General features: G+C 71.7%; 24 protein-coding genes and 1 tRNA gene. 24 read left to right on the top strand and 1 reads right to left on the bottom strand.

Annotation, left to right across the window (positions count from 1 at the left end):
- Positions 1–2 precede the first annotated feature (2 nt).
- From ACGH2B_RS07245 to ACGH2B_RS07230, 4 genes are all read left to right on the top strand, one after another.
- The gene (locus tag ACGH2B_RS07245; RefSeq protein WP_399085835.1) at positions 3–1,289 is read left to right on the top strand and encodes a putative T7SS-secreted protein; all 1,287 of its coding nucleotides are present in this window, start codon (positions 3–5) and stop codon (positions 1,287–1,289) included.
- Complete coding sequence (locus ACGH2B_RS07240; protein ID WP_399085833.1) at positions 1,286–2,008, top strand: hypothetical protein; 723 nt, start codon at positions 1,286–1,288, stop codon at positions 2,006–2,008. The genes ACGH2B_RS07245 and ACGH2B_RS07240 overlap by 4 nt, the downstream gene beginning before the upstream one ends.
- Positions 2,005–2,625, top strand: coding sequence for a hypothetical protein (locus ACGH2B_RS07235; protein ID WP_399085830.1), 621 nt, complete (start codon positions 2,005–2,007; stop codon positions 2,623–2,625). Before ACGH2B_RS07240 ends, ACGH2B_RS07235 begins: the two co-directional genes overlap by 4 nt.
- Positions 2,626–2,900: 275 nt before the next feature.
- A complete protein-coding gene (locus ACGH2B_RS07230) occupies positions 2,901–3,923 on the top strand; it encodes a cytochrome c oxidase assembly protein (RefSeq protein WP_399085828.1) in 1,023 nt (340 codons plus the stop codon).
- Between the two features lie 187 nt (positions 3,924–4,110).
- On the opposite strand, the gene ACGH2B_RS07225 is transcribed toward ACGH2B_RS07230, so the two are convergent.
- Positions 4,111–4,182: transfer RNA gene (locus tag ACGH2B_RS07225), tRNA-Arg, on the bottom strand.
- A gap of 336 nt (positions 4,183–4,518) precedes the next feature.
- On the opposite strand from ACGH2B_RS07225, the gene ACGH2B_RS07220 reads away from it, so the two are divergent.
- From ACGH2B_RS07220 to ACGH2B_RS07125, 20 genes are all read left to right on the top strand, one after another.
- Complete coding sequence (locus ACGH2B_RS07220) at positions 4,519–5,109, top strand: PleD family two-component system response regulator (protein ID WP_399085825.1); 591 nt, start codon at positions 4,519–4,521, stop codon at positions 5,107–5,109.
- A gap of 232 nt (positions 5,110–5,341) precedes the next feature.
- Positions 5,342–6,658 (top strand): ArgS-related anticodon-binding protein NrtL, encoded by a 1,317-nt coding sequence (nrtL, locus tag ACGH2B_RS07215; protein ID WP_399085822.1) that lies wholly within the window; start codon positions 5,342–5,344, stop codon positions 6,656–6,658.
- A gap of 28 nt (positions 6,659–6,686) precedes the next feature.
- Positions 6,687–8,078, top strand: coding sequence for a diaminopimelate decarboxylase (lysA, locus tag ACGH2B_RS07210; RefSeq protein ID WP_399085819.1), 1,392 nt, complete (start codon positions 6,687–6,689; stop codon positions 8,076–8,078).
- Positions 8,079–8,216: 138 nt separating this feature from the next.
- Positions 8,217–9,518, top strand: a complete 1,302-nt coding sequence (locus tag ACGH2B_RS07205) for a homoserine dehydrogenase (RefSeq protein WP_399085816.1) — start codon at positions 8,217–8,219, stop codon at positions 9,516–9,518.
- Between the two features lie 8 nt (positions 9,519–9,526).
- Positions 9,527–10,612: a threonine synthase gene (gene thrC / locus ACGH2B_RS07200; RefSeq protein ID WP_399085813.1), complete on the top strand. Its 1,086-nt coding sequence runs from the start codon at positions 9,527–9,529 to the stop codon at positions 10,610–10,612.
- A gap of 318 nt (positions 10,613–10,930) precedes the next feature.
- Positions 10,931–11,848: a homoserine kinase gene (gene thrB / locus ACGH2B_RS07195; RefSeq protein ID WP_399085810.1), complete on the top strand. Its 918-nt coding sequence runs from the start codon at positions 10,931–10,933 to the stop codon at positions 11,846–11,848.
- A gap of 377 nt (positions 11,849–12,225) precedes the next feature.
- Positions 12,226–14,241 (top strand): transcription termination factor Rho, encoded by a 2,016-nt coding sequence (rho, locus tag ACGH2B_RS07190; RefSeq protein WP_399085807.1) that lies wholly within the window; start codon positions 12,226–12,228, stop codon positions 14,239–14,241.
- 461 nt (positions 14,242–14,702) lie between these two features.
- Positions 14,703–15,827: an LCP family protein gene (locus ACGH2B_RS07185; protein ID WP_399085804.1), complete on the top strand. Its 1,125-nt coding sequence runs from the start codon at positions 14,703–14,705 to the stop codon at positions 15,825–15,827.
- Between the two features lie 210 nt (positions 15,828–16,037).
- On the top strand, positions 16,038–16,262 hold the full coding sequence (gene rpmE, locus ACGH2B_RS07180; RefSeq protein WP_399085801.1) for a 50S ribosomal protein L31: 225 nt from the start codon (positions 16,038–16,040) through the stop codon (positions 16,260–16,262).
- Positions 16,263–16,425: 163 nt separating this feature from the next.
- Positions 16,426–17,505: a peptide chain release factor 1 gene (prfA, locus tag ACGH2B_RS07175; RefSeq protein ID WP_399085798.1), complete on the top strand. Its 1,080-nt coding sequence runs from the start codon at positions 16,426–16,428 to the stop codon at positions 17,503–17,505.
- A 44-nt stretch (positions 17,506–17,549) separates the two neighbouring features.
- Positions 17,550–18,395 (top strand): peptide chain release factor N(5)-glutamine methyltransferase, encoded by an 846-nt coding sequence (gene prmC / locus ACGH2B_RS07170; protein ID WP_399085795.1) that lies wholly within the window; start codon positions 17,550–17,552, stop codon positions 18,393–18,395.
- A 50-nt stretch (positions 18,396–18,445) separates the two neighbouring features.
- Positions 18,446–19,093, top strand: a complete 648-nt coding sequence (locus tag ACGH2B_RS07165; protein ID WP_399085792.1) for an L-threonylcarbamoyladenylate synthase — start codon at positions 18,446–18,448, stop codon at positions 19,091–19,093.
- Complete coding sequence (locus tag ACGH2B_RS07160; protein ID WP_399085789.1) at positions 19,090–19,818, top strand: protein-tyrosine-phosphatase; 729 nt, start codon at positions 19,090–19,092, stop codon at positions 19,816–19,818. The genes ACGH2B_RS07165 and ACGH2B_RS07160 overlap by 4 nt, the downstream gene beginning before the upstream one ends.
- A 136-nt stretch (positions 19,819–19,954) precedes the next feature.
- Entirely contained in the window at positions 19,955–21,286 is a 1,332-nt protein-coding gene (gene glyA / locus ACGH2B_RS07155; RefSeq protein ID WP_399085786.1) for a serine hydroxymethyltransferase, read from the top strand.
- Positions 21,287–21,427: 141 nt separating this feature from the next.
- Entirely contained in the window at positions 21,428–22,771 is a 1,344-nt protein-coding gene (locus ACGH2B_RS07150; RefSeq protein WP_399085783.1) for an MraY family glycosyltransferase, read from the top strand.
- A gap of 301 nt (positions 22,772–23,072) precedes the next feature.
- Complete coding sequence (locus ACGH2B_RS07145) at positions 23,073–23,510, top strand: hypothetical protein (protein ID WP_399085780.1); 438 nt, start codon at positions 23,073–23,075, stop codon at positions 23,508–23,510.
- A 279-nt stretch (positions 23,511–23,789) separates the two neighbouring features.
- Entirely contained in the window at positions 23,790–24,587 is a 798-nt protein-coding gene (atpB, locus tag ACGH2B_RS07140; protein ID WP_384595529.1) for a F0F1 ATP synthase subunit A, read from the top strand.
- Between the two features lie 76 nt (positions 24,588–24,663).
- Positions 24,664–24,906, top strand: coding sequence for an ATP synthase F0 subunit C (gene atpE / locus ACGH2B_RS07135; RefSeq protein WP_143940224.1), 243 nt, complete (start codon positions 24,664–24,666; stop codon positions 24,904–24,906).
- Positions 24,907–24,953: 47 nt separating this feature from the next.
- Positions 24,954–25,517 (top strand): F0F1 ATP synthase subunit B, encoded by a 564-nt coding sequence (locus ACGH2B_RS07130; RefSeq protein ID WP_399096779.1) that lies wholly within the window; start codon positions 24,954–24,956, stop codon positions 25,515–25,517.
- Complete coding sequence (locus ACGH2B_RS07125) at positions 25,514–26,329, top strand: F0F1 ATP synthase subunit delta (protein WP_399085777.1); 816 nt, start codon at positions 25,514–25,516, stop codon at positions 26,327–26,329. Before ACGH2B_RS07130 ends, ACGH2B_RS07125 begins: the two co-directional genes overlap by 4 nt.
- The last annotated feature ends 178 nt before the right edge of the window (positions 26,330–26,507 follow it).

The raw sequence follows: 26,507 nt of genomic DNA, 5'->3' as shown, positions 1-26,507 counted from the left end.
TCATGGCGGCAAATCCTTACCCGAGCCTGGGCTGGAATCCGGTACCCGGACTCCCCGAGTCCGTCACCGGCCTCTACACCAAGGTGAAGGCGGCGGCCGACACCCTGAACAACTGCTACCGGCAGATCGATTACCTCCTCGGCGCCAGTTCGAGCTGGCAGGGGGACGCTGCCAGCGCGTTCCGCGACACGATCGACGGCGACCTCAAGCTGGCCGTGATGAACGCGGGCCACTCCCTGGAGAAGGCCGCCAACTGCCTCAAGGGCTGGGAAGGCGACCTCTCCTCCCACCGCGATCTGGCGAAGAAATACGACGACGCCGCGCGCGAGAAGAAGGCCGACGCGGAAAGCGCCCGGAAGCGTTACGACGCGGCCAAGGCGGACCCGGACCTCAAACTCGGCGGCAAGGAATACCCCAGCCAGGCGGAGGCGGATGCCGCCACGGACCGCCTGCGGGCCGCCGAACGCGCGCTCAACGAAGCGTCCCAGCAGGTGGAAAACGCCAACACCGCCTACGACGACGTCGTGAAGAAGGCGCGCGAACTCGAAGACCTCCACAGCCGGCGCGCCAATGAAGTCGCCGGAAAACTCGACGAGGCCGATGACAAGCTGGCCCCCAAGGAGCCGGGCTGGTTCAGCAAAACGCTCAGCGCCATCGGCGAAGGGCTCGCAGCGGTCGGCAAATTCCTCGTCGACCACGCCGGAACCATCGGCGCCATCGCCGGTCTCCTCGCGCTGCTCCCGACCCCGGCGGCGCCGCTTTTCGCCGGTATCGCGGTCGCCGCCAGCGCGGTGTCCATGGCCAAGAACCTCGCCAGCGAGGACTTCAGGGACGCGCTGACGGGGAAATACGGCTGGAAGGAAGGTCTTTTCGCCGGTGCCTCCATGGTCGGCGACACCCTCGGCATGGTGCCGGGCGTCGGCGCCCTCGCCCGCGCGGGCAGTGAGGCGGGGCTCGCGGCGGCGGTCGCACGCGAAGGCGGCGAGGCCATGTCGATCGGCTCGAAACTGGGCACCTTCGGCCGCGAAATCGTACCGGCCTTCAGCTACAAGGCACTCGACGTCGCCACCGACGCCACCACCGGCGCGCTCCAGTACGGCATCAACGGCGTCAATGTCGCGGCCAACATGGCGTCGTCCCTGGAAACCGTCGGAGTGCTCCCGAAGGACGGCCCCGGACACGACAGCGCCGAGATCACCAAGGGAGTCGCCGCCGGTACCGGCGTGACGGGCGGGGTCACGGAAATCGCCACCGACGTGGCGGAACTGGTGAGGGGAATCCGGCTGTGAACGGCCTTGTCGAAACCACGGCGACCGAGCCGAAGCCGGAATTCTGGTACGGAATGCCCTACGGCTACCTCCCGCTGGATCTCCGGCCCACCCCCGAGGCGATTCAGGAGACGGCCCGGCAGATCACCCTGCTGGCTCCCGAGCACCGCGACCGCGCCGACCAGGTGTTCCGGCTCTACGCGGCCGTGCTGACGATGCTGCGCAAGCGCGAGGTGATGGGGTGCGCCCTAGGTATGCACCCCGACGACGACGGCGAGCCCACCCTCTCCGTCCTCACGGTCTCCACCGTGACGACCTCGGGCGCCAATCCCCATGCCGTTCTGATGCAACTCCTGGGCGGCGAAAGTACGGGAGCCGGCCGCGCCGACGGCATCGCCCCCGTGGAAATCCCCGCCGGCACCGGATACCTGTGGGAAACGGTCCGCCGCGCGCCTTCCCCGGCCGCTCCCCCCGAGGGGGCGGAAACGGAAGAGGAAACGGATTCCCGCGAAGGTACCGTCTGGCAGGGCACGGTCGCCGTCCCCCGCCCCGGCGCCGCGTCGATCGTGATGCTGCAACTGGTCACCCCCGCTGTGGAATCCGCCCAGGACTACCGCGGCGTACTGCTCGGAGTCGCCCGCACCCTTTCCTTCACCGACCCCACGGCACAGCCGGCGGGGAACGGAATTCCGGGCTCGCCCGCCACCCCGGACCCATCGGAGCGGAGCCCCTTCGGATGACCCCGGCGCCACGTGGGGAAGAAACCGGCCCGAAGGCCGTCCAAGCGCCCTACCCGACCGACGGAACGGACTTCGCCGGGGCGCTGAAGCACCACTACACCACCGCCACGAAGAAATTCCTGACATTCTTCCCCGCGTGCGTCCTCCTATGGGCCCAGTTGTACCTCTTCAAGAACACCTATCTCCTGCCCGTGGCCCTCATCGGCCTCTTCGGCGGCCTGATCTCCTTGCTGGCATTCCGGCAACGCGTCGCCCTGACCCGCAGATGCGCCCGGGTGCTCCGTACTTATCCCCTGGAATTCCGCACCCCCGTGGAGAAGGCCGGACAGTACGCCTCCCACACCCTCTTCCTCCGCCTCGGCGGAGGCGCGGGCACCCGCACCCTGCGGGCGAAGGACCCGCTGGGCCGCCCCGGCTGGCCGGATCTCGCCGGGGGCATCTGGTTCGCCGGGGACGAGCCGTTCGGCGGCGTCGCCCTGGTCCCGGGCACCGGCGAGCTGCTGTTCCTGCAACCGAAGCGCTGGAAGGACGACGCCCAGGCACGCGAGAACGCGGGCCCCGACCGCATACGGCAGGCAGCACGCGCCGGCATCACCCGGCCCGCCCGCTACCGCTGACCTGGGCGCCCGCACCCACAGGCCGTCCGCCGGGACGAACACTGGCGGCCCGCCCTCGCCCGGCCGCCTACCGCTGACCTGGGCGCCCGCACCCCGCCGCCGCAGACCGTCCGCCGGAACGGACACCAGCGGCCCGGCCCCGCCCCGCCCGCTGCCGCTGACCAGGTCGTCCACGCCCCGTCACCGCAGTCCGTCCACCTGGCCCGCCCGGACGGACACCGGCGGCCCGCCCCCACCCCGCACCCCGCCCCGCGGGAGGTCTAGCGTGGTCCCCCGTGACCCCGACCCCGCTTTCCGCCGGTTTGCCGGAGCTGACCGCCGCCCGGCTGGCCGATAGCTGGCAACTGGACCCGTACGCCCTCACCCTGGTGCTGCTGCTGGGCGGCCTCTACGCCTGGGGCGTCGTACGGCTCGCGCGCCGCGGTGAGCGCTGGCCGCTCGCCCGCAGTGCCGCGTTCGCCGGCCTCGGACTCGGCGCGATCACCGTGGCGACCATGTCGGGACTCGCGGTCTACGACCACGAACTCTTCTGGCCCGCCGCCGTGCAGAACATCGTCCTCGACCTGATCGCCCCGCTCGGCCTGGCGCTCGGCGACCCCCTGGCACTGGCCCTGCGCGCCCTGGACGCACGGTCGCCCGCCGCCCGCCGACTACGCGCCGCACTCTCCGGTCGCGCCCTGCGCCTGCTGACGTTCCCCCTGGTCAGTACCGTCCTGGTACTCGCCTCCGAGCTGGCGATCTACTTCACGCCGTACTTCCCGACGGCCCTGCGGCACGGCCCGCTGCACGAGCTGATGTACCTGCAACTCCTCGTCGTCGGCAGCCTCTTCGTCCTGCCGATGCTCACCCGCGAGGCGCTGCTGCCCGACTGGTGCGGCCACCCCGTCCGCGCCCTCCTCGTCCTCGTCGACGGACTGGTCGACTCGGTCCCCGGCATCGTCGTGATGACCAGCGGCACCCTCGTCGCGGGCGGTTGGTACACCGCCCACCACCGCCCCTGGGACCCCACCCCGCAGCGCGACCAGATGATCGGCGGCGGCCTCATGCTCACCCTCGCCGAACTGATCGGGCTCCCCTTCCTCATCGCCGTCTTCGCGGAGTGGGTACGTTCCGAACGCGGCAGAACGGCGGCGCTGGACGCCCGCCTGGACCGCGAACTGACGACGGCCACCCCGACCCCCGCACCGGCCACCACCACACCCCCGCCCGCCGAACGGACCCGCCCCTGGTGGGAGACCGACCAGGGCGTGGTGGGGGAGCGATACCGACGCGGGGGAGGCGGCTCCCCGGAACACTGAGCGGCACGCACACCACGCAGAAAAAGGGGCGAACACGAATGGGCCTGCACGGGCCCCGCCGAAGCGGTCCCCGCCCCGCTCGACGGCATCCGCCCGTACTCACCCGACGCCGAACGCCCGTACTCATGCGAAAACCCCGACTCAGCGTCTCCACTGATGTCGGGGTTCTCCGGCACTTCCAACGAAGTGCCCCCGGCAGGATTCGAACCTGCGCACACGGCTCCGGAGGCCGTTGCTCTATCCCCTGAGCTACGGGGGCGTTTCGCCGTGTTGCTCGGCGACGGGTAGAACACTACCAGCTCCGATGGGGTGTTCCGGCACGTGATTGAGGGAGGGGCGCGGAGTGCGTTCCGGGTGGTCGGGAAGGGGGCGGCCGATGGGGCGGGGCGGCGGGCCGGCGGGCCCGGTGAAGATCGCCGTCGTCGCACGGGGTGCACCGGCCCGGCGTGCGTTCCGTACGGGGCGACGGGCCCCGGGAACGGGGCGTAGCGCATGGCCGAGGCGGGTGTGGAGCGGTCCGGGAAAGGTCCCTCGCACGGGGGCCGAAGTGCGGAAAAGCGGTACGCCGCCGGAGGCGGGCCCCTAATCTCGTCGTGTGCCTGGCTTGTGCGGTCGGATCCTTGTCGTCGATGACAGCAAGGTGATCCGGCAGTTGATCAGGGTCAACCTTGAGCTGGAGGGCTTCGAGGTCGTGACCGCGGCTGATGGTGCCGAATGTCTGGACGTCGTGCATGACGTGAGACCTGATGTGATCACCCTCGACGTGGTGATGCCGCGGCTCAACGGTCTGCACACGGCGGCGCGGCTGCGGGCCGATCCGCGGACGTGGGACATCCCCCTCGCGATCATCAGCGCCTGTACGGGCAGCGAGGCGGACAGCGGCGAGTCCGTGGGCGTCGACGCGTTCCTGGGCAAGCCGTTCGAGCCGGCGGAGATGGTGCGCACGGTGGCGCGGCTGGCCCGGGAAGGGCGGCGGCCGACGGCCGGCCGTGACGGCGCGGCGGCGGACCGGGCGGCGGCGGAGCGGGCCGCGGGGCTGGCGGCGGTGCGGCGGCAGCCGGGTCTCGCCGAGCACGTCGCGCATCTCGAATGCGGTGACCACCTGGACCGGCAGGACCACTTCGCGCCGCAGCCGGAGCGGCTGGAGCACTTCGGCGGGGGCCGCCGGGAGCGCTCCCACGGCTGACGGGGACGGCTTTCCGCGAGCCTCCCGGGAAGGGCCGGCCCCCTGTGGCCGGTCGCGGAGGTCATCGCGGGCACCGGGGCGCCCCGGTGCCCGCCGGGCGGGCCGGTCCCCGGCGCCCTGCGGAGCCCCGGGACGCGTCCGGGCCGCGTGAGGTGCGCCACGTCCGGGCCCCGGTGTCCACCAGGCGAAACCTGGTCGCATGGGCGGCCCCGTTCTCCCATACGCTTGTCCTGTGACCCCCGCCGAGCTGTCCCGTGCCGTGCTGCGCTCCGTGCGTGGCGCCGTGGCGGAGCGGGAGCTTTCCGTGGTGGTGCCGGAGCGGGTGGTGGTGCGGCCCGCGCCGCATTCCGGGGACTACGCGTCCAATGTCGCGCTCCAGCTCGCCGCCGGTGCCGGGCTGCCCGCCCGGGACGTCGCCGAGGTGCTGCGCAAGCGGCTGGCCGGTTGTCCGGGCCTCGCCCGGGTCGAGGTCGCGGGGCCCGGCTTCCTGAACTTCACGCTGGGCGGCGACGCATCCGCCGAACTGGTCCGCACCGTCCTCGCGCAGGGCCCCGCGTACGGCACGGGCGGCGCCCGCCCGGGGCGCCCCGGAGCCACCGCCGCACCGCCGCCCCGGGGAGCGCGCGGACTCGTCGTCGCCGAAGCCCTGGCCCGGATCGACGCGGCGGCCGCCGCCCCGGGGCCGGACGCGTCGGCCTCCCGCGACCGGGACCGCCCGCCGGCCGCCGCCCCCGTACCCCGGCCGGACGCCGCGCCGCGGGACGCCGCCGGGGCCGGGCCGTCCCCCGAAGCAGCCGGGGCCGGGCGGTCACCCGACTCCCGAGCCGTCGCCGAGCTGGACCGGCTCGTCGCGAAGCTCGGTGCGGACGAGGCGCGGTGGGCGCTGCTGCGGCCCGCCGCGCACGATCCGGTGCGGCTGCCCGAGCGGCCCGTGCAGCGGGAGGAGAACCCGCGCTTCCGGGTGCAGTACGCGTACGCCCGGACCCGGGCGGTGGTGCGTAACGCCCGGGAGCTGGGGTTCATGGGCGAGCCGGGCGACACCGGAGCGGAGACGCACCTCACCGCCGGTACGGACACCACCGCCGGTACGGACACCGCCACCGGTGCGTACCCCGGCGCCGCCCCCGGAGCGACCGCCGCGCCGGGCCCGCGCGGCCCCGCCCCGGACGGCCTCCACGGCACGGCACCCGCCGCCTCCCCCCGTACGCGGACGGCCCCCGGAGCGACCGCCGCGACCGCTGCTTGCGGAACGACCGCCGGCCCCGGAGCGGCCGCGCCCGACACCCACGCCCTCCGCCTTCTCCTCGGCGGTTTCCCGGACGCCGTCGCCGCCGCGGCGCGTTACCGGGCGCCGGACCGGGTGGTGCGTCATCTGGAGGCGGTCGCCGACGCGTATCTGCGCTGGCAGGGCGGGTGTCCGCCGCTGCCCGTCGGCGAGGAGAAACCCTCGGCCGTGCACCGCGCCCGGGTGGCCCTCGCCGAGGCCACCGGGACGGTGCTCGCCAACGGCCTCCGCCTGCTCGGCGTCCTTGCACCCGTACGACTCTGAACGACATTTCGAGGGGATCTCCACCACCATGAGCCGTTCCGCCCACCCCGCCGGGCCCCGTCACGCCGACGTCCTGCCCGAGGGGCACTACGCCGGGCCGCCCGCCGACCTCAACTCCCTCGACCCGCGGGTCTGGTCGCGTACCGTCCGGCGCGACGCCGACGGTGTGGTGACCGTCGGCGGCCTCGACGTCAAGACGCTCGCGGAGGAGTTCGGCACCCCCGCGTACTTCCTCGACGAGGAGGACTTCCGGGCGCGCTGCCGGGCCTGGAGGGAGGCGTTCGGCACGGGCGCCGACGTGTTCTACGCGGGCAAGGCGTTCCTCTCCCGCGCGGTGGTGCGGTGGCTGACCGAGGAGGGCCTCAACCTCGACGTCTGCTCCGGCGGTGAGCTGGCGACCGCGCTGGACGCGGGGATGCCCGCCGAGCGGATCGCGCTGCACGGCAACAACAAGAGCACCGAGGAGATCACCCGCGCCGTCGAGGCGGGCGTCGGGCGGATCGTGCTCGACTCCTTCCAGGAGATCGTGCGGGTCGCCGACGTCGCGCAGCGGCTCGGCAAGCGGCAGCGGGTGCAGATCCGCGTCACCGTCGGCGTCGAGGCGCACACCCACGAGTTCATCGCCACCGCGCACGAGGACCAGAAGTTCGGCATCGCGCTGGCCGGCGGCCAGGCCGCCGAGGCCGTGCGGCGCACGCTGACCCTCGACGGTCTGGAACTGACCGGCATCCACAGCCACATCGGCTCGCAGATCTTCGACATGGCCGGCTTCGAGGTCTCCGCCCGGCGCGTCGTCCAACTGCTGACCGAGGTGCGCGACGAGCACGGCGTGGAGCTGCCGGAGATCGACCTCGGCGGCGGCCTCGGCATCGCGTACACCTCGGACGACGATCCGCGCGAGCCGCACGAGATCGCCAAGGCGCTCGGCGAGATCGTCACCAAGGAGTGCGAGGCCGCCGGGCTGAGCGTGCCGCGCATCTCCGTCGAGCCGGGCCGCGCCATCGTCGGCCCCACCGCCTTCACGCTGTACGAGGTCGGCACCGTCAAGGAGCTGGAGGGGCTGCGGACGTACGTCTCCGTCGACGGCGGGATGTCCGACAACATCCGCACCGCGCTGTACGACGCGGAGTACACCGTCGCGCTGGTCTCGCGGACCTCGGACGCCGAGCCGATGCTCTCGCGCGTCGTCGGCAAGCACTGCGAGAGCGGCGACATCATCGTCCGGGACGCCTTCCTGCCGTCCGACGTGGCCCCCGGTGACCTGCTGGCGGTGCCCGCGACCGGCGCGTACTGCCGCTCGATGGCCAGCAACTACAACCACGCGCTGCGGCCCCCGGTGGTGGCTGTCTCGGCGGGCGCGGGCCGGGTCATCGTCCGCAGGGAGACGGAGGAGGATCTTCTGCGGTTGGATGTCGGATGACGCACTCCTCCGGGTGTCCGGAGCGGGCGACATAAATGTCTCGGTATCCGGACGAGGCGCGGAAAGTGCCATCCGGTGCGTGAGACTGAGAAATTACCGAGCAGAAAAACGGCAGTATCGATGAAAAGCAGAGGTCGAATGATGCGTACGCGTCCGCTGAAGGTGGCGCTCCTGGGCTGTGGTGTGGTCGGCTCAGAGGTGGCGCGCATCATGACGACGCACGCCGACGACCTCGCGGCCCGCATCGGTGCACCCGTGGAGCTGGCCGGGATCGCCGTCCGCCGCCCCGACCGCGTGCGCGACGGCATCCCGGCCGAGCTGGTCACCACTGACGCGATGGAGCTGGTCAAACGCGAGGACGTCGATATCGTCATCGAGGTCATCGGCGGTATCGAACCGGCCCGTGAGCTGATCACCACCGCCTTCGCGCACGGCGCCAGCGTCGTCTCCGCCAACAAGGCACTGGTCGCCGCCGACGGTGCGGCGCTGCACGCCGCGGCCGAGCGGCACGGCGCGGACCTCTACTACGAGGCGGCCGTCGCCGGTGCGATCCCGCTGGTCCGCCCGCTGCGCGAATCGCTCGCCGGCGACAAGGTCAACCGCGTCCTCGGCATCGTCAACGGCACCACCAACTTCATCCTCGACAAGATGGACACCTCCGGCGCCGGGTACAGCGAGGCGCTGGACGAGGCCACCGCCCTCGGGTACGCCGAGGCCGACCCGACCGCCGACGTCGAGGGCTTCGACGCCGCCGCGAAGGCCGCGATCCTCGCCGGTATCGCCTTCCACACCCGCGTCACCATCGACGACGTGCACCGCGAGGGCCTGACCGAGGTCACCGCCTCCGACATCGCCTCCGCCAAGCGGATGGGGTGCACCGTCAAGCTGCTCGCCATCTGCGAGCGCGCCGCGGACGGCGCGTCCGTCACCGCCCGCGTGCACCCCGCGATGATCCCGCTCAGCCACCCGCTGGCCTCCGTCCGCGAGGCGTACAACGCGGTCTTCGTGGAGTCCGACGCCGCAGGTCAGCTCATGTTCTACGGGCCGGGCGCGGGCGGTTCGCCGACCGCCTCCGCGGTCCTCGGCGACCTCGTCGCGGTCGGCCGCAACAAGCTCGCCGGCACCACCGGGCCGGGGGAGTCCGCGTACACGCAGTTGCCCGTCAGCCCCATGGGCGAGGTCGTCACGCGGTACCACATCAGTCTCGACGTGGCCGACAAGTCCGGCGTCCTCGCGCAGGTCGCCACGGTCTTCGCCGAGCACGGGGTGTCGATCGACACCGTCCGTCAACAGGGGCGGCCCGACGCCGACGGCGAGGCGTCCCTCGTCGTCGTCACCCACCGGGCGGCCGACGCCGCCCTGTCGTCGACCGTCGAGGCTCTGCGCGAGCTGGACACCGTCCGTGGTGTCGCCAGCATCATGCGGGTCGAAGGGGAGTAAAGGAACCCATGTCTGCCAATTCCACCGCGTCCGCCGCGAACGGTCAGTGGCGCGGAATCATCGAGGAATACCGTGACCGGCTGCCGGTCAGCGACACGACCGAGGCGGTCACCCTGCGGGAGGGCGGCACGCCGCTCGTTCCCGCGCAGGTCCTGTCCGAGCGCACCGGCTGCGAGGTGCACCTCAAGGTCGAGGGTGCCAACCCCACCGGCTCCTTCAAGGACCGCGGGATGACGATGGCCATCACCCGCGCCAAGGAGGAGGGCGCCAAGGCCGTCATCTGCGCCTCCACCGGCAACACCTCCGCCTCCGCCGCCGCGTACGCGGTGCGCGCCGGGATGGTCTGCGCGGTGCTCGTCCCGCAGGGCAAGATCGCCCTCGGCAAGATGGGCCAGGCGCTGGTGCACGGCGCGAAGATCCTCCAGATCGACGGAAATTTCGACGACTGTCTGACGCTCGCCCGTGGACTTTCGGACAAATATCCGGTCGCACTTGTGAACTCCGTCAACCCTGTGCGTATCGAGGGCCAGAAGACCGCGGCGTTCGAGATCGTCGACATGCTCGGCGACGCACCCGACATCCATGTGCTGCCCGTCGGCAACGCCGGCAACATCACGGCGTACTGGAAGGGCTACCGCGAATACGCCGCCGACGGCATCGCCTCGCACACCCCGCGGATGTGGGGCTTCCAGGCGTCCGGCAGCGCCCCGATCGTGCGCGGCGAGGTCGTCAAGGACCCGCACACCATCGCCACCGCCATTCGCATCGGCAACCCCGCGTCGTGGTCGTTCGCGGAGCAGGCGCGGGACGAGTCGGGCGGCTCCATCGATGAGGTGACGGACCGTCAGATCCTGGCGGCCTACCGGCTGTTGGCCGCACAGGAGGGCGTCTTCGTGGAGCCCGCGTCGGCCGCCTCGGTCGCCGGTCTGCTCAAGGCCGCCGACGAGGGCAAGGTCGACCCCGGTCAGCGCATCGTCTGCACGGTGACCGGCAACGGCCTCAAGGACCCCGACTGGGCCGTGGCCGGCGCGCCGCAGCCCGTCACCGTCCCGATCGACGCGGACGCCGCGGCCCAGCGCCTCGGCCTCGCGTAACCGGCGACCGCACACGCCGGGCGTACGGCGGGTCACCAGCTCCCGGGGCAGGTGACCCGCCGTATCGCAAAGTGTGCAAAGGCTGCAAAGTCGGAAGTGAGGCACGGTTCGGCGTGCGACACGCACCGTGCGCCTCCCGTGCGCCCTATGTCGCCACAGAACCTTCCTTCGATAGGCTGGCAGCCAACTCCCCTCCGCACGGCATGACGCAGTGGTGTGCAGGGCAGGTCAGAACAGACCCCGCCGGCCGGCCGGGCGCCTCGGCGCCGCGGTGGCGCGGGGCAGTACCGCACATCAATCAAGGAGAGTCATCGAGCGATGGCCGGTCCCGCGTTCCGTGCCGCCGCCGTCCGGGTGCGCACCCCCGCCACCAGCGCCAACCTCGGCCCCGGCTTCGACGCCCTCGGCCTGTCGCTGGGGCTGTACGACGATGTCGTGGTGCGGGTCGCCGACTCCGGTCTGCACGTAGACATCGCAGGTGAGGGCAGTGAAACCCTCCCGCGCGACGAGAGCCACCTGCTCGTACGCTCCCTGCGCACCGCCTTCGACCTGCTCGGCGGGCAGCCGCGCGGGCTGGAAATCGTCTGTGCCAACCGCATTCCGCACGGCCGCGGACTCGGCTCGTCCTCGGCGGCAATCTGCGCCGGCATCGTCGCCGCCCGCGCGGTGACCATCGGCGGTGAGCAGAGGCTCGACGACACCGCGCTCCTGGAGCTGGCCACCGAGATCGAGGGCCACCCCGACAACGTCGCCGCCTGTCTGCTCGGCGGCTTCACCCTGGCCTGGACGGACGCCGGCGCGGCCCGCGCGATCCGGATGGAGCCGGCCGCTTCGGTCGTCCCCGTGGTCTTCGTCCCCGGGAAGCCGGTGCTGACCGAGACCGCCCGTGGCCTGCTGCCGCGCGCCGTCCCGCATGTGGACGCCGCGGCCAACGCCGGTCGCGCCGCACTGCTCGTCGAGGCGCTGACCAGGCGCCCCGAGCTGCTGCTGGCCGCGACCGAGGACCGACTTCACCAGGAGTACCGCGCCCCCGCGATGCCGCAGAGCGTGGCCCTGGTGAACCGACTGCGTGCGGACGGTGTCCCCGCGGTCATCTCCGGTGCGGGCCCGACGGTGCTCGCACTGGCCGAGGAAGCCTCGGCCGACAAGGTCGCCGCGCTGGCGGGAGAGGGCTGGGCGGCCAACCGGCTGACCCTCGACGCGGCGGGCACATGCGTCCTGCCGCTCGCCGGGTGACGGGCGCGGATGATCGACGATTGCCGGTCTCGGGAAGGGGGAATGTTTGTTGGATCCGGTAGTGTTAACCTCAAGTCAGTACTCGACGCCTGAGTGGCGCGATGCTTCGTGTCCCTATCGGGACCACCTTTCTTCCGGGAGCCTCCCAAACTGCTCGAAGCAATGGCCCGAGCAGGAGTGAGCACGCTCCGGAATCGGCGTGACGGACATGGGTCACACAGCATCCCTTCGCGCCGGACCAATGAACTGATCTTTCCGCCGTATCCGGCGGGACCACCGCCCCGGCCCGGTTCGCAACACCGCGGGACCACCAGCCGGACAGCACAACCGGTCGCCGAGCCAGACAGGCCGACGCCCGCTCCAGGGAAGGACCCTTCGTGAGCGACACCACCGATCTGATGGGCGTGCGCACCGATGGCAGTGCCACCGCGCCCGCCACGGACGCTCCCGCCGCGCCTGCCACCGGTGCTGCCGGCACCACGCGGCGCCGCCGTTCCGGTACCGGCCTCGACGGCATGGTCCTGGCAGAGCTGCAGCAGGTCGCCTCCGGCCTCGGCATCAAGGGCACCGCGCGGATGCGCAAGAGCCAGCTGATCGAGGTCATCAAGGAGAGGCAGGCCGCGGGCGCCTCCGGCGCCGCCAAGGCCGACGCGCCCGCCGAGACCGACACCAAGCCCAAGCGCCGCGCCACCTCCAAGGCCCGTACGGGCGAGGGTGACGCCGCCAAGGCCGCCGACAAGCCGGCCAAGGCCGACAAGAGCGCCGACAAGCAGGCCGGGCAGCAGCAGATCGACATTCCCGGTCAGCCCGCCAGCGACGAGCCGCCGGCCGGTGAGCGCCGTCGCCGCCGGGCCACCGCGGCCGCCGGCAGCCCCGAGGGCGCGGCCGACACCAAGGCCGAGCCGAAGGCCAAGGCCGACACCGCCGCCGACGAGCGCCCCGCCAAGGGTGAGCAGCCCGAGCAGCAGCACAAGGGCGGCGACCGCCAGGACCGCGGGGACCGTGGGGACCGCGGCCCGAAGGGCGACCGCCGCGACCGCCAGCAGGGCCGCCGCAACAAGAACGACGGCAACGACTCCGGCAACCAGGGCAACCAGGGTGACCGCCGTGACCGTCAGCGGGACAACCGCCACGACGACGGCGACGACTTCGAGGGCGGCCGCCGCGGCCGTCGCGGCCGCTACCGCGACCGCCGGGGCCGTCGCGGCGGCCGTGAGGACTTCGGCAACGAGCCGCAGGTCTCCGAGGACGACGTGCTGATCCCCGTCGCGGGCATCCTCGACATCCTCGACAACTACGCGTTCATCCGGACCTCCGGCTACCTGCCCGGCCCGAACGACGTGTACGTCTCGCTCGCCCAGGTCCGTAAGAACGGTCTGCGCAAGGGTGACCACGTCACCGGTGCGGTGCGCCAGCCGCGGGACGGGGAGCGCCGTGAGAAGTTCAACGCGCTGGTCCGCCTCGACACCGTCAACAGCGTGGCGCCCGAACAGGGCCGTCAGCGGCCGGAGTTCGGGAAGCTGACGCCCCTTTACCCGCAGGAGCGGCTGCGCCTGGAGGGGGAGTCGGGCGGTCTGACGACCCGGATCATCGATCTGGTGACGCCGATCGGCAAGGGCCAGCGCGGTCTGATCGTGGCCCCGCCGAAGACCGGTAAGACCATGATCATGCAGGCGATCGCCAACTCGATCACCCGCAACAACCCCGAGTGCCACCTGATGGTCGTCCTCGTCGACGAGCGGCCCGAAGAGGTCACCGACATGCAGCGGTCGGTCAAGGGCGAGGTCATCTCCTCGACCTTCGACCGCCCGGCCGAGGACCACACCACCGTCGCCGAGCTGGCCATCGAGCGCGCCAAGCGCCTCGTCGAGCTGGGTCACGACGTGGTTGTCCTGCTGGACTCCATCACCCGTCTGGGCCGTGCGTACAACCTCGCGGCGCCCGCCTCCGGCCGCATCCTGTCCGGTGGTGTCGACTCGACCGCGCTCTACCCGCCGAAGCGGTTCTTCGGCGCGGCGCGGAACATCGAGGACGGCGGTTCGCTGACCATCCTGGCCACCGCGTTGGTCGAGACCGGTTCGCGGATGGACGAGGTGATCTTCGAGGAGTTCAAGGGCACCGGGAACCTGGAGCTCAAGCTCGACCGCAAGCTCTCCGACAAGCGGATCTTCCCCGCGGTGGACGTCGACGCGTCGTCCACCCGTAAGGAGGAGATCCTGATGGGCGCCGACGAGCTGGCCATCGTCTGGAAGCTGCGCCGGGTGCTGCACGCCCTGGACCAGCAGCAGGCGATCGAGCTGCTGCTGGACAAGATGAAGCAGACGAAGTCCAACGCGGAGTTCCTGCTCCAGATCCAGAAGACGACGCCGACCACGGGCAACGGCAACGACTGACGCCCCGGCCGCGCGCCGTAGCTACGGAAAGCCCCTCGCACCCCCGGGTGCGGGGGGCTCCGTGCTGTCCGGGCCGGGGCGCGTGTCCGGACGCCCGGCGCGGATGCCCGGCCCGGTCGCGTACGGCGGTGCGGGTCCGGGCGGACGCGTACGGCGGTGCGGCGAGGGCCGGAGGTGACCGGTCCGTGTACCTCCGTCCGGGGTGTCCCGCTGAGACCTTTCGCACAGGAGGCGCCCGGAACCGGCCGCTTTCGGGTGGCCGGAAAGCGACCATCGTCGCTGGTCGGGGCAGCCGTACGGGCGGGGCGGCGGCGCACGGCCGTCACCTCGTGGTCACCGGACCGGCACAGGGCGCTGTGCAACCCTTCCGTCCGGCTCCCCGTCTCCCACGACATGACGCGCCGTGCCCGCCCCGCGCGGCCCGGCACGGGCGGGGGCAGCGCACACGGACCGAGGAGCACATGGCCGACAGCAACGGGACGCAGCAGGAGGCGGCGGGCCGCGACCGCCGCATACGCGCCACGGGCCGCCGCCGTAAGGCGCCCAGCCGGCGCCGCCGTGCCCTGACCATCACGCTCTGCGCGGGAGTCAGCTGCCTGCTGCTCACCGGCGCCGGACTCGGTTACGTCTATTACCAGCTCAACGGCAACCTCAAGGGCATCGACATCAACGCCGCCCTCGGCAAGGACCGGCCCGACGACGTCGACAACGGCTCGCTCGACATCCTCGTCCTCGGCTCCGACTCGCGGGCCGGCAACAACGCCGAGTACGGCGCCGACGAGGGCGGTGCGCGCTCCGACACCGCGATGGTGCTGCACGTCTACAAGGGCCACAGGAAGGCGAGCGTCGTCTCCGTCCCGCGCGACACCCTCATCACCCGGCCGTCCTGTCTGAAGGACGGCAAGGAGGTGCCCGGGGCGCGGCGGGTGATGTTCAACACCGCCTACGAGGTCGGCGGTCCGGCGTGCGCCGTCAAGACCGTCGAATCGCTCAGCGGCATCCGTATGGACCACTTCGTCGAGGTCGACTTCACCGGGTTCAAGAAGCTCATCGACGCGCTCGGCGGGGTGTCTCTCACCACCAGCAAGCCGATCGACGACAACTCCAGCCACCTCCACCTGCCCGCCGGACATCACGTCCTGTCCGGCGAGCAGTCCCTCGGGCTCGTCCGTACCCGGCACGGCGTACCCGGCGGCGACGGCAGTGACCTGGGGCGCATCCAGCTCCAGCAGACCTTCGTCAAGGCGCTGATGCAGCAGGTCAAGAGCGTCGGAGTCTTCACCAGCCCGGCCAAGCTCTACGACATCGCCGACACCGCCACCAAGACCGTCACCACCGACACCGACCTCAACTCCGTCGGCGCGCTGACCGGCCTGGCGAAGTCGCTCAGCTCCCTCGGCTCGCAGGACATCCACATGGTCACGCTGCCCGTGGCGTACGACAAGCTCGACCCGGCGCGGGTCGCCCCGCTGCCCCGGCAGACCGCGCAGGTCTGGGACGCGCTGCGGCAGGACCGCGCCATCCCCAAGAGCGCGCTCAAGGACTCCGCGGGCGACAAGGGCGGCACCGGCTCGTACGTGAGGTAGCCCCGGATCGCCACGCGAGGTGGGGGAGCGGGAACGGCGGGTAACCGCCGGGCCGCCGGGGTTTCCGCGCGTACGGGGCGGGGAATACCCGGCGGTCCACCCCGGTTTTGGGAGATGCGACAAGTCCTGGCAGACTGGACCGTCGGCCCCGGTTCACGTGACGCAAACCCGCGGCACGACCCGGAGCACTCCCGAACCTAGGAGATCCCCTTGAAGCGCGACATCCACCCGGAGTACGTCGAGACGCAGGTCAGCTGCACCTGTGGCGCGGCCTTCACCACCCGTAGCACCGTCGAGGGCGGCAGCATCCGCGCCGACGTCTGCTCCGAGTGCCACCCGTTCTACACGGGCAAGCAGAAGATCATGGACACCGGTGGCCGTGTGGCCCGCTTCGAGGCCCGCTTCGGCAAGGCCGCCGGTTCGGCCAAGAAGTAGCGACCCGCAAGGCGCCGGTTGCCGGTCGCCCCTCGAAGGGGCGACCGGACCGGCGCTTTGTCGTCCAGGCCACGGACCCGGCCGGAGGTCCGGCGACGCCGCGGCCCCGCGCCGCACCAGGTGACCGGCGCCCGGAAACACCAGTCAGCTAAGGAACCCCACGATGTTCGAGGCGGTCGAGGAACTGATCGGCGAGCACGCCGGTCTGGAGAAGAAGCTGGCCGACCCCGCGGTCCACGCCGACCAGCGCGAGGCCATGCGTCTCAACAAGCGCTACGCCGAACTCACCCCGATCGTCGCCACCTACCGTTCCTGGAAGCAGACCGGCGAGGACATGGAGACCGCGCGTGAATTCGCCGCGGACGACCCGGACTTCGCCGACGAGGTCAAGGAACTCGACGCCCGGCGCGACGAGCTGACCGAGAAGCTGCGGCTGCTGCTCGTACCCCGCGACCCGAGCGACGACAAGGACGTCATCCTGGAGGTCAAGGCCGGTGAGGGCGGCGAGGAGTCCGCGCTGTTCGCCGGTGACCTGCTGCGGATGTACCTGCGCTACGCCGAGCGGGCCGGCTGGAAGACCGAGATCCTGGAGGCCAACGAGTCCGATCTCGGCGGCTACAAGGACGTCCAGGTCGCCGTGAAGACCAAGGGCGGCGGCGGGGCCACCGAGCCCGGCCAGGGCGTCTGGGCCCGCCTGAAGTACGAGGGCGGAGTGCACCGCGTCCAGCGCGTCCCCGCCACCGAGTCGCAGGGCCGTATCCACACCTCCGCCGCCGGCGTGCTCGTCACGCCCGAGGCGGAGGAGGTCGAGGTCGAGATCGGCCCCAACGACCTGCGGATCGACGTCTACCGCTCGTCCGGCCCCGGCGGCCAGTCGGTCAACACCACCGACTCCGCGGTGCGCATCACGCACCTGCCCACCGGCATCGTCGTCTCCTGCCAGAACGAGAAGAGCCAGCTCCAGAACAAGGAGCAGGCGATGCGTATCCTCCGCTCGCGGCTGCTGGCCGCCGCCCAGGAGGAGGCCGAGCGGGAGGCGTCCGACGCCCGCCGCAGCCAGGTGCGCACCGTCGACCGCTCCGAGCGCATCCGGACGTACAACTTCCCGGAGAACCGCATCTCCGACCACCGCGTCGGCTTCAAGGCGTACAACCTGGACCAGGTGCTCGACGGCGAGCTCGACCCGGTCATCCAGGCGTGCGTGGACGCCGACTCGGCGGCCAAGCTCGCCGCCGCCCAGTAAGACCCGCACCACCCGCACGCCCGCACGACCGGCTGGAGGAACCCGTGAACCTGCTGCTCGCCGAGGTGGCCCAGGCCACCCAGCGGTTGGCCGACGCCGGCGTGCCCTCACCGCGCTTCGACGCCGAGGAGCTGGCCGCGCACGTCCACGGCGTCAAGCGCAGCCAGTTGCACACCGTCGCGGACGCCGACTTCGACGCCCGGTACTGGGAGGCGATCGCCCGCCGCGAGGCCCGCGAACCGCTCCAGCACATCACCGGGCGGGCGTTCTTCCGCTACCTCGAACTCCACGTCGGGCCCGGTGTGTTCGTGCCCCGGCCGGAGACCGAGTCGGTGGTCGGCTGGGCCATAGACGCGGTGCGCGCGATGGACGTCGTCGAGCCGGTCATCGTCGATCTGTGCACCGGCTCCGGCGCCATCGCCCTCGCCCTGGCGCAGGAGGTGCCGCGCTCCACGGTGCACGCCGTCGAGCTGTCCGAGCAGGCCCTGACGTACGCCCGGCGCAACGTCGAGGGCTCGCGGGTCTCCCTCCACCACGGCGACGCGCTGACCGCGCTGCCCGAGCTGGACGGCCAGGTCGACCTGGTCGTCTCCAACCCGCCGTACATCCCGCTCACCGAGTGGGAGTACGTCGCCCCCGAGGCCCGCGACCACGACCCCGAGCTGGCGCTGTTCTCCGGTGAGGACGGGCTGGACACCATCCGGGGCATCGAGCGGACCGCACACCGGCTGCTGCGGCCCGGCGGGCTCGTCGTCGTCGAGCACGCCGACACCCAGGGCGGCCAGGTGCCGTGGATCTTCGCCGAGGAACGGGGCTGGGCCGACGCGGCCGACCACCCGGACCTGAACAACCGGCCCCGTTTCGCCACCGCGCGCCGGGTGTCGCCATGACGGCCACCCCGACGCCCGATGTATCCGTTCCGCACGAGGAGGACCGTTAAATGGCACGGCGATACGACTGCAGCGACGCGACCGACCGCGCGACCGGTCTGCGTGAGGCCGCGTCGGCCGTCCGCCGCGGCGAGCTGGTCGTCCTGCCGACCGACACCGTCTACGGCATCGGTGCGGACGCGTTCAGCGCCGAGGCCGTCGGTGATCTGCTGGAGGCCAAGGGCCGCGGCCGCGGCATGCCTTCGCCGGTCCTCATCGGCTCGCCCAACACCCTGCACGGCCTGGTCACCGACTTCTCCGAGCAGGCGTGGGAGCTGGTCGACGCGTTCTGGCCGGGCGGGCTGACCCTCGTCGCCACCCACCAGCCGTCGCTGACCTGGGACCTCGGCGAGACCCGCGGCACCGTCGCGGTGCGGATGCCGCTGCACCCCGTCGCCATCGAACTGCTCACCGAGTTCGGCCCGATGGCGGTCTCCAGCGCCAACCTCACGGGACACCCCTCCCCGCAGGACTGCGACGCCGCCCAGGAGATGCTCGGCGACTCCGTCTCCGTCTACCTCGACGGCGGTCCCACGCCCGCCGCCGTGCCGTCCTCGATCGTCGATGTCACCGGCCGCGTCCCGGTGCTGCTGCGCGAGGGCTCCCTCAGCGCCGAGGAACTGCGGAAGGTCGTGCCCGAGCTCGAGGTGGCCAATTGATGGCGCCCCTGGGGCGCGGCATAACGGGGCCGGGTGAGACCGCCTTCCCGTCGGTGCCGCCGTCCGGCTACGCCGCGGCCGTCCAGGCCCGCGCCGCGGCGCCGGCCGCGCCCGCCCGCTTCCGGATCCTGCACGTCTCCACCGGCAATGTCTGCCGCTCGCCGATCACCGAGCGGCTGCACCGCCACGCCCTGGACCTGCGGCTCGGCGGCGGGACGAGCGGTCTGGTGGTGGAGAGCGCCGGCACCTGGGGCCATGAGGGCGCGCCCATGGAGACGCACGCAGCGACGGTCCTCGCCGACTACGGCGCCGACCCGGCCGGGTTCCTGGGCCGGGAACTGCTCGACGAGCACGTCATCCGCGCCGACCTGGTCCTGACCGCCACCCGCGACCACCGCGCCCAGGTCATCTCGATGGGCCACTCCGCGGGGCTGCGCACCTTCACGCTGAAGGAGTTCAACCGCCTGGTCCGGGCGATAGACCCGGCCACCTTGCCGGAGCCCGACCCGGAGCTGCCCGACCACGGTCTGGTCGAGCGGGCCCGCGCCCTGGTCGGCGCCGCCGCCGCGCTCCGCGGCTGGCTGCTGGCGCCCGACCCGGAGTCCGACGAGGTCCACGACCCGTACGGCGCCCCCATCACCTTCTTCCGCTCCATCGGCGACGAGATCAACCAGGCCCTCGACCCGGTCGTCACCGCCCTCACGGGGGTCCCGGCGCGGGCGTAGGGAAACCCGGGCGCGGCACCGGGCCGCCCACGGCCCCTCTCCCGCCCTCGTACGCCCCCGGCCCCCGCCGCCGCGCCCGATCGCCCCACCGCGCCTACATTGGACGTGAGTCCCCGTACGAGGCCCGGAGCGCGCCATGTCCGCCACCACCGCGTCACCCCGCAGCACGTCACCGGCCGACGCGCGTCCGGGTGCCTCACCGGGCGCCGTGGCGGCCGCCGACGCCGGGGCGTGTCCGGCGGACTTCGCGGCGCTGGCCGCCGCCGACCCGGAGATCGCCGGGGTGCTGGTCGGCGAGAGCGCCCGGCAGAGCGAGACGCTTCAGCTCATCGCCGCGGAGAACTTCACCTCGCCCGCGGTCCTCGCCGCCCTCGGCTCCCCGCTCACCAACAAGTACGCGGAGGGCTATCCGGGCGCCCGCCACCACGGCGGCTGCGAGATCGTCGACCTAGCCGAGCGGATCGCCGTCGAACGCGCCAGGGCCCTCTTCGGCGCCGAACACGCCAACGTCCAGCCCCACTCCGGCTCCTCCGCCGTGCTGGCCGCCTACGCCGCCCTGCTGCGCCCCGGGGACACCGTGCTGGCCCTGTCCCTGCCGCACGGCGGGCACCTCACCCACGGCTCGCCCGCCAACTTCTCCGGCCGCTGGTTCGACTTCGCCGGCTACGGCGTCGACGCGGCCACCGGCCTCCTCGACCTCGGCGAGGTCCGCGCCCTGGCCCGCGAGCGCCGCCCCAAGGCGATCGTCTGCGGCTCGATCGCCTACCCGCGCCACATCGACTACGCCGCCTTCCGCGACATCGCCGACGAGACCGGCGCCTACCTCATCGCCGACGTCGCCCACCCCGCCGGACTGATCGCCGGGGGAGCGGCGCCCAACCCGGTGCCGTACGCCGACGTCGTCTGCGCCACCACGCACAAGGTGCTGCGCGGGCCGCGCGGCGGGATGATCCTGTGCGGTGCGCGGCTGGCCGAGCGGATCGACCGGGCCGTCTTCCCGTTCTCGCAGGGCGGCGCGCAGATGAACTCCGTCGCCGCGAAGGCCGTCGCGTTCCACGAGGCGGCCACCGACGCGTTCCGCGGCTACGCCCGGCGGACCGTCGCCAACGCCCGGACGCTCGCCGCCGCCCTCGAAGGCCAGGGGCTGACGCTCGCCACCGGCGGCACCGACACCCATCTGATCGTCGCCGACACCGCGCCGCTGGGCCTCGACGCGCGGGCGGCCCGGGCCCGGCTGGCCGCCGCCGGGATCGTCCTCGACACCTGCGCGCTGGCCTGCCCGGACGGCGCCGCGCGGCGTACCGGCATCCGGCTGGGCAGCGCGGCGGTGACGACACAGGGGATGGGCGAGCCGGAGATGGCGCGGATCGCGGAGCTGATCGGCGCGGCGCTGCGCGGGGAGAGCGCGGTCCGGCCGCGCACCGCGGCGCTCGTCGGCGGTTTTCCGCCGTATCCCGGCCGGAACTGAACGGGAACCGCGTACCGCCCCCCTCCGTCACACACCGCGGGGACGGCGCCGGACGTCCGTCACCCGGCAGCCCGCCACCTGTGTGTACGGCGTGGTCGCGGACCCGCATAGGGTGTGGGGCTGTGATGGCCAGCTATATCTGTGGGGCAGCCCGTGCGTGAATACCTGCTGACGCTGTGCGTCACGGCCGCGGTGACCTATCTGCTGACCGGCCCGGTGCGGAAGTTCGCCATCGCGGCCGGGGCGATGCCGGAGATCCGGGCCCGTGACGTGCACCGCGAGCCGACGCCCCGGCTCGGCGGCATCGCGATGTTCGGCGGGTTGTGCGCGGGCCTCCTGGTGGCCTCCCATCTGACCAATCTCAAGAGCGTCTTCGCGGACTCCAACGAACCGCGCGCCCTGCTCTCCGGCGCCGCGCTGATCTGGCTGCTGGGCGTCCTGGACGACAAGTGGGGCGTGGACGCGCTGGTCAAGCTGGGCGGTCAGATGGTCGCCGCGGGCGTGATGGTCCTCCAGGGTCTGACGATCCTGTACATCCCGATCCCCGGTGTCGGCACGTACCTGCCGTCGCCGACGCAGGGCACGCTGCTGACCGTCGCACTCGTCGTCATCACCATCAACGCGGTGAACTTCGTCGACGGTCTCGACGGTCTCGCCTCCGGCATGGTCTGCATCGCCGCCGCCGCGTTCTTCATGTACGCGTACCGCATGTGGTTCGGCTACGGCATCGAGGCGGCGGCGCCCGCGACGCTGTTCTCGGTGGTGCTGATGGGTATGTGCCTGGGCTTCCTGCCGCACAACATGCACCCCGCGCGGATCTTCATGGGCGACTCCGGATCGATGCTGATCGGCCTGGTGATGGCCGCCGGCGCGGTGTCGGTGACCGGTCAGGTCGATCCGGATCTGCTCAGCCTGAAGACCGGCGGTATCCGCGAGGCGACGCACTCGATGGTCCCGGTCTACATCCCGTTGCTGCTGCCGCTGACCGTCATCGCGGTGCCGGTCGCCGACCTGATCCTGGCGATCGTCCGGCGCACCTGGAACGGCCAGTCGCCGTTCGCCGCGGACCGCGGCCACCTGCATCACCGGCTGCTGGAAATCGGCCATTCCCACAGCCGCGCTGTGCTGATCATGTACTTCTGGTCGGCGCTGATCGCGTTCGGCGCGGTCGCGTACTCGGTCAACAACGCGAGCATGTGGATCGTCCTGGGCATCGTGCTGCTGAGCGCGGTCGGACTGGTGCTGCTCCTGCTGCCGCGGTTCACGCCGCGGGCGCCGATGTGGGCGCAGCGCATCGTCCCGCCGCGCTACCGCAGGGTCGTCCGCCCCGAGCCCGCCGAAGCCGCCGCGGAGGAGCCCGCCGGGGGCGTACGGGGGGAGCGGGACGCGGCGCGTGAGGCGGTCGCCGCGGGGCTGCACGGCGCCACCGCGATCGGCGAGCGGTCACGCTTCGTGGACCGCCGCCGCGCGGACAGTCACCGCTGAAACCCGTGTGCGACGTCATCGGCGCCCGTCAACTGCGTCATCAAATCGGGTGAGTTGGCGCCATAGCAGACAAAGTGCTTTCTGTCGCTGCACCAACGCGCAGGATCACGCTCACGTGTGACAGGTGGCACACCATAGAGGTAAAGACCTCATCAAATAGTTTGTGATACCGTTCACGAGACTCGGCGACAGGGCCGAAGGCCCGCACAGTTCCGGGCCTTTGGGCCCATCAGGTTCTTCCGCCGGCCGGGTCTACGCTCGTTCCTGACGAACACCCCCACCCCCTTGCCGGAGCGCCGCCATGCAGTCGAATGACGCCCGACTTCTCGTTCATGCCCTCGTGCCCACGCTTGCCGCCGGCGTCGTCGCCGTCGCGGTCAGCGCCGCGCTCGTCGGCGGCGCGGGGGCCATCGGTGCCGTGGTCGGCACCCTGCTGGTGGTGTTCGTGATGGGGGCGGGCCTCGTCGTCCTGCAGCAGACCGCGAAGAATCACCCGCAGCTCTTCCAGATGATGGGTCTCCTGCTCTACACGGTGCAGATCCTGCTGGTCGCGGTCTTCATGATGGCCTTCAAGGACACCACGCTCTTCGACACGAAGGCGTTCGCCTTCACGTTGCTCGGCGCCACCCTCGTGTGGATCGCGGCGCAGACCCGCGGTCACATGAAGGCGAAGATTCTCTACGTCGACCCTGACTCCGCAGAGGCGAAGAAGGCGGAGACGGCGGGGTCGCCGACGTGACACGTAGGGCCGGAATAAAAGGCCGTTCGCGGGCCTGCTATCGTCCGGTGCCAACTACGGCACAGTCGACGCAGGCGGCTGAGCACCCGCGTTCCACGAGCTGGAGCCGGAGGTCCTCGTGGCCGATGCCTGCGATCCGACCCGGCCCCGCGCCGAGACGCCACCCCCTAATCCGCAAGACCAGTCCAGTGCCGCTCCGTGGCTCAATGCCGCGCCGACACAACGAGGTTGCCGTACCCATGCGCCACGCTGAAGGAGCCCGCGGTGAGTGCTGAAACGATGCTCGCCTTCGACACGGAGTGCCACCTCTTCATCCCGGGGTGTGGCTTCGAGGCCCCGGGCCTTCATTCGTTCGTCTTCGAACCGCTCTTCACCATCGGCGGCTTCAATTTCAACAAGCCGATGCTGCTGGCTCTGCTGAGCACGGTCGTCGTGGTGTGGTTCTTCTGGGCCGCCTTCGGACGCGCCAAGGTCGTGCCGGGCAAGCTCCAGATGGTGGCCGAGGCGGGTTACGACTTCGTGCGCCGCGGGCTCGTGTACGACGCGCTCGGCAAGAAGGAGGGCGAGAAGTACGTCCCCTTCATGGTCTCGCTGTTCTTCTTCGTGTGGATCATGAACCTCTGGTCGATCATTCCGGTCGCCCAGTTCCCGGTGACCTCGGTCATCGCCTTCCCCGCGGGTCTGGCCCTGATGGTCTGGGTCCTGTGGATGTTCCTCACGTTCAAGAAGCACGGCTTCGTCGGCGGTCTGAAGAACATCACCGGCTACGACAAGTCGCTGGGCGCGGTCCTGCCGCTCCTGATGGTCATCGAGCTCTTCTCGAACGTGCTCATCCGGCCCTTCACCCACGCGGTGCGACTGTTCGCGAACATGTTCGCGGGCCACATGCTCATCGTGATGTTCACCATCGCCAGCTTCTACCTGGCGAACGGCGTCGGCTTCGTCTACGCGGGCGCCTCGTTCGTGATGACCATCGTGATGACCGCTTTCGAGCTGTTCATCCAGGCCGTCCAGGCGTACGTCTTCGTTCTCCTGGCCTGCAACTACGTGCAGGGCGCGCTCGCCGAGCACCACTGAGCACCCCGCCTCCCCCAACCCCCAGACGTCCGGTGGCCAACCCCCACCGGTACTTGAAAGAGAAGGAAGAACCGGCATGTCCGCTCTCCAGACCCTCGCCTCCGCAGACGCGTTCACCGGCAGCGCCAGCGCGATCGGTTACGGCCTGGCCGCCATCGGCCCCGGCGTCGGCGTCGGCATCATCTTCGGTAACGGCACCCAGGCCCTGGCCCGCCAGCCCGAGGCCGCGGGCCTGATCCGCACCAACCAGATCATGGGTTTCGCCTTCTGTGAGGCGCTCGCCCTCATCGGCATCGTCATGGGCTTCGTTTACAAGTAAACGAACCGCACCGACGATCCCCTTAGACGGAAGGCATTGACGTGACCCTGGTCAGCCTGGCGAGTGAGGTCGAGGTTCCCGAGAACCCGCTCATCCCGCCGATCCCAGAGCTTGTCATCGGTCTGGTCGCCTTCTTCATCGTCTTCGGCTTCCTCGCCAAGAAGCTCCTCCCGAACATCAACAAGGTTCTGGACGAGCGCCGCGAGAAGATCGAGGGCGGGATGGAGAAGGCGGAGGCCGCACAGGCCGAGGCCCAGCAGGTCCTGGAGGACTACCGGGCCCAGCTCGCCGACGCCCGCCACGAGGCCGCGCGCCTGCGCCAGGAGGCGCAGGAGCAGGGCGCGACGCTCATCGCCGAGATGCGGGCCGAGGGCCAGCGGCAGCGTGAGGACATCATCGCTGCTGGTCACGCCCAGATCGAGGCCGACCGCAAGCAGGCCGCGCAGTCCCTGCGCCAGGACGTGGGCAAGCTCGCCACCGACCTGGCCGGCAAGCTCGTCGGCGAGTCCCTGGAGGACCACGCCCGGCAGAGCCGGACCATCGACCGCTTCCTCGACGAGCTCGAGGCCAAGGCGGCGTCGGACACGACGAAGGCTGAGGCCGGCCGATGAACGGAGCGAGCCGCGAGGCACTCGCCTCCGCACGCGAGCAGCTCGACGCGCAGACGGACAACGCGTCCGTCGACGCGGCGAAGCTCGCCGAGGAGCTGGCTGCCGTCACCGCTCTGCTCGACCGCGAGGTCTCGCTGCGTCGGGTCCTGACCGACCCGGCGCAGTCCGGCGAGGCGCGGGCCGAGCTGGCCGACCGGCTGCTCGGCACCAAGATCGGCGGCCCGGCCGCCGCCCTGGTGTCCGGCATGGTCCGGTCCCGCTGGTCGCGCTCGCGTGACCTCGCCGACGCGATGGAGGAGCTGTCCTACAGCGCCGACCTCGCCGCGGCACAGCGGTCCGGCCGGCTCGACGACGTCGAGGACGAGCTGTTCCGGTTCGGCCGGATCCTCACCTCCAACGGCGAGCTGCGCCGCGCGCTGACCGACCGGAACGCCTCGGTCGCCGCCAAGACCGAGCTGGTGACCACGCTGCTGGGCGGCCGGGCCAACCCGGTGACCGCACGCATCGTGAGCCGGCTCGTGGCCCAGCCGCGAGGCCGTAGCCTGGAAGCGGGGCTCGACGCCCTCTCCAAGCTGGCCGCGCACCGGCGCGACCGCATGGTCGCGGTGGTCACCACGGCGGTGCCGATGAGCGAGGGCCAGCGCACGCGCCTCGCCGCCGCGCTGGCAGCGGTCTACGGACGGCAGATCCACCTGAACCTCGACGTGGACCCCGAGGTCCTCGGCGGTGTCCAGGTGCAGATCGGCGATGAGGTCATCAACGGGAGCATCGCGGACCGCCTCGACGAGGCGGCCCGGCGGATGGCCGGCTGACCCAGCCACCAACTCAAGAGCTGCACCACCGGTGGCAGGGCGCCACCGCCGACGGGCCGGACCGCGAGGTCCGGCCGCGGCCGGGAGCCCGCGCCGGGAGACAGCACAAGCACGACGGCGGCCCGAGTTGGGCCGTAGGCGGAAACCCCCCGGGGGACGTAACCCCCGGACCCCCGCA

The organism is Streptomyces sp. BBFR2 (assembly GCF_044497305.1).
Classification (GTDB): Bacteria; Actinomycetota; Actinomycetes; order Streptomycetales; family Streptomycetaceae; genus Streptomyces.
Note: the sequence above shows the minus strand (reverse complement) of the source record. Positions and strands in the feature narration are given on the sequence as shown.

Bases quoted from the DNA above. Each gene is read 5' to 3' on its own strand.
- ACGH2B_RS07245 (WP_399085835.1), top strand. From the start codon at position 3: ATGGCGGCAAATCCTTACCCGAGCCTGGGCTGGAATCCGGTACCCGGA.
- ACGH2B_RS07235 (WP_399085830.1), top strand. From the start codon at position 2,005: ATGACCCCGGCGCCACGTGGGGAAGAAACCGGCCCGAAGGCCGTCCAA.
- lysA (WP_399085819.1), top strand. From the start codon at position 6,687: ATGAGCCGTTCCGCCCACCCCGCCGGGCCCCGTCACGCCGACGTCCTG.
- ACGH2B_RS07205 (WP_399085816.1), top strand. From the start codon at position 8,217: ATGATGCGTACGCGTCCGCTGAAGGTGGCGCTCCTGGGCTGTGGTGTG.
- thrC (WP_399085813.1), top strand. From the start codon at position 9,527: ATGTCTGCCAATTCCACCGCGTCCGCCGCGAACGGTCAGTGGCGCGGA.
- thrB (WP_399085810.1), top strand. From the start codon at position 10,931: ATGGCCGGTCCCGCGTTCCGTGCCGCCGCCGTCCGGGTGCGCACCCCC.
- ACGH2B_RS07185 (WP_399085804.1), top strand. From the start codon at position 14,703: ATGGCCGACAGCAACGGGACGCAGCAGGAGGCGGCGGGCCGCGACCGC.
- prfA (WP_399085798.1), top strand. From the start codon at position 16,426: ATGTTCGAGGCGGTCGAGGAACTGATCGGCGAGCACGCCGGTCTGGAG.
- ACGH2B_RS07165 (WP_399085792.1), top strand. From the start codon at position 18,446: ATGGCACGGCGATACGACTGCAGCGACGCGACCGACCGCGCGACCGGT.
- glyA (WP_399085786.1), top strand. From the start codon at position 19,955: ATGTCCGCCACCACCGCGTCACCCCGCAGCACGTCACCGGCCGACGCG.
- ACGH2B_RS07145 (WP_399085780.1), top strand. From the start codon at position 23,073: ATGCAGTCGAATGACGCCCGACTTCTCGTTCATGCCCTCGTGCCCACG.
- atpB (WP_384595529.1), top strand. From the start codon at position 23,790: ATGCTCGCCTTCGACACGGAGTGCCACCTCTTCATCCCGGGGTGTGGC.
- atpE (WP_143940224.1), top strand. From the start codon at position 24,664: ATGTCCGCTCTCCAGACCCTCGCCTCCGCAGACGCGTTCACCGGCAGC.
- ACGH2B_RS07125 (WP_399085777.1), top strand. From the start codon at position 25,514: ATGAACGGAGCGAGCCGCGAGGCACTCGCCTCCGCACGCGAGCAGCTC.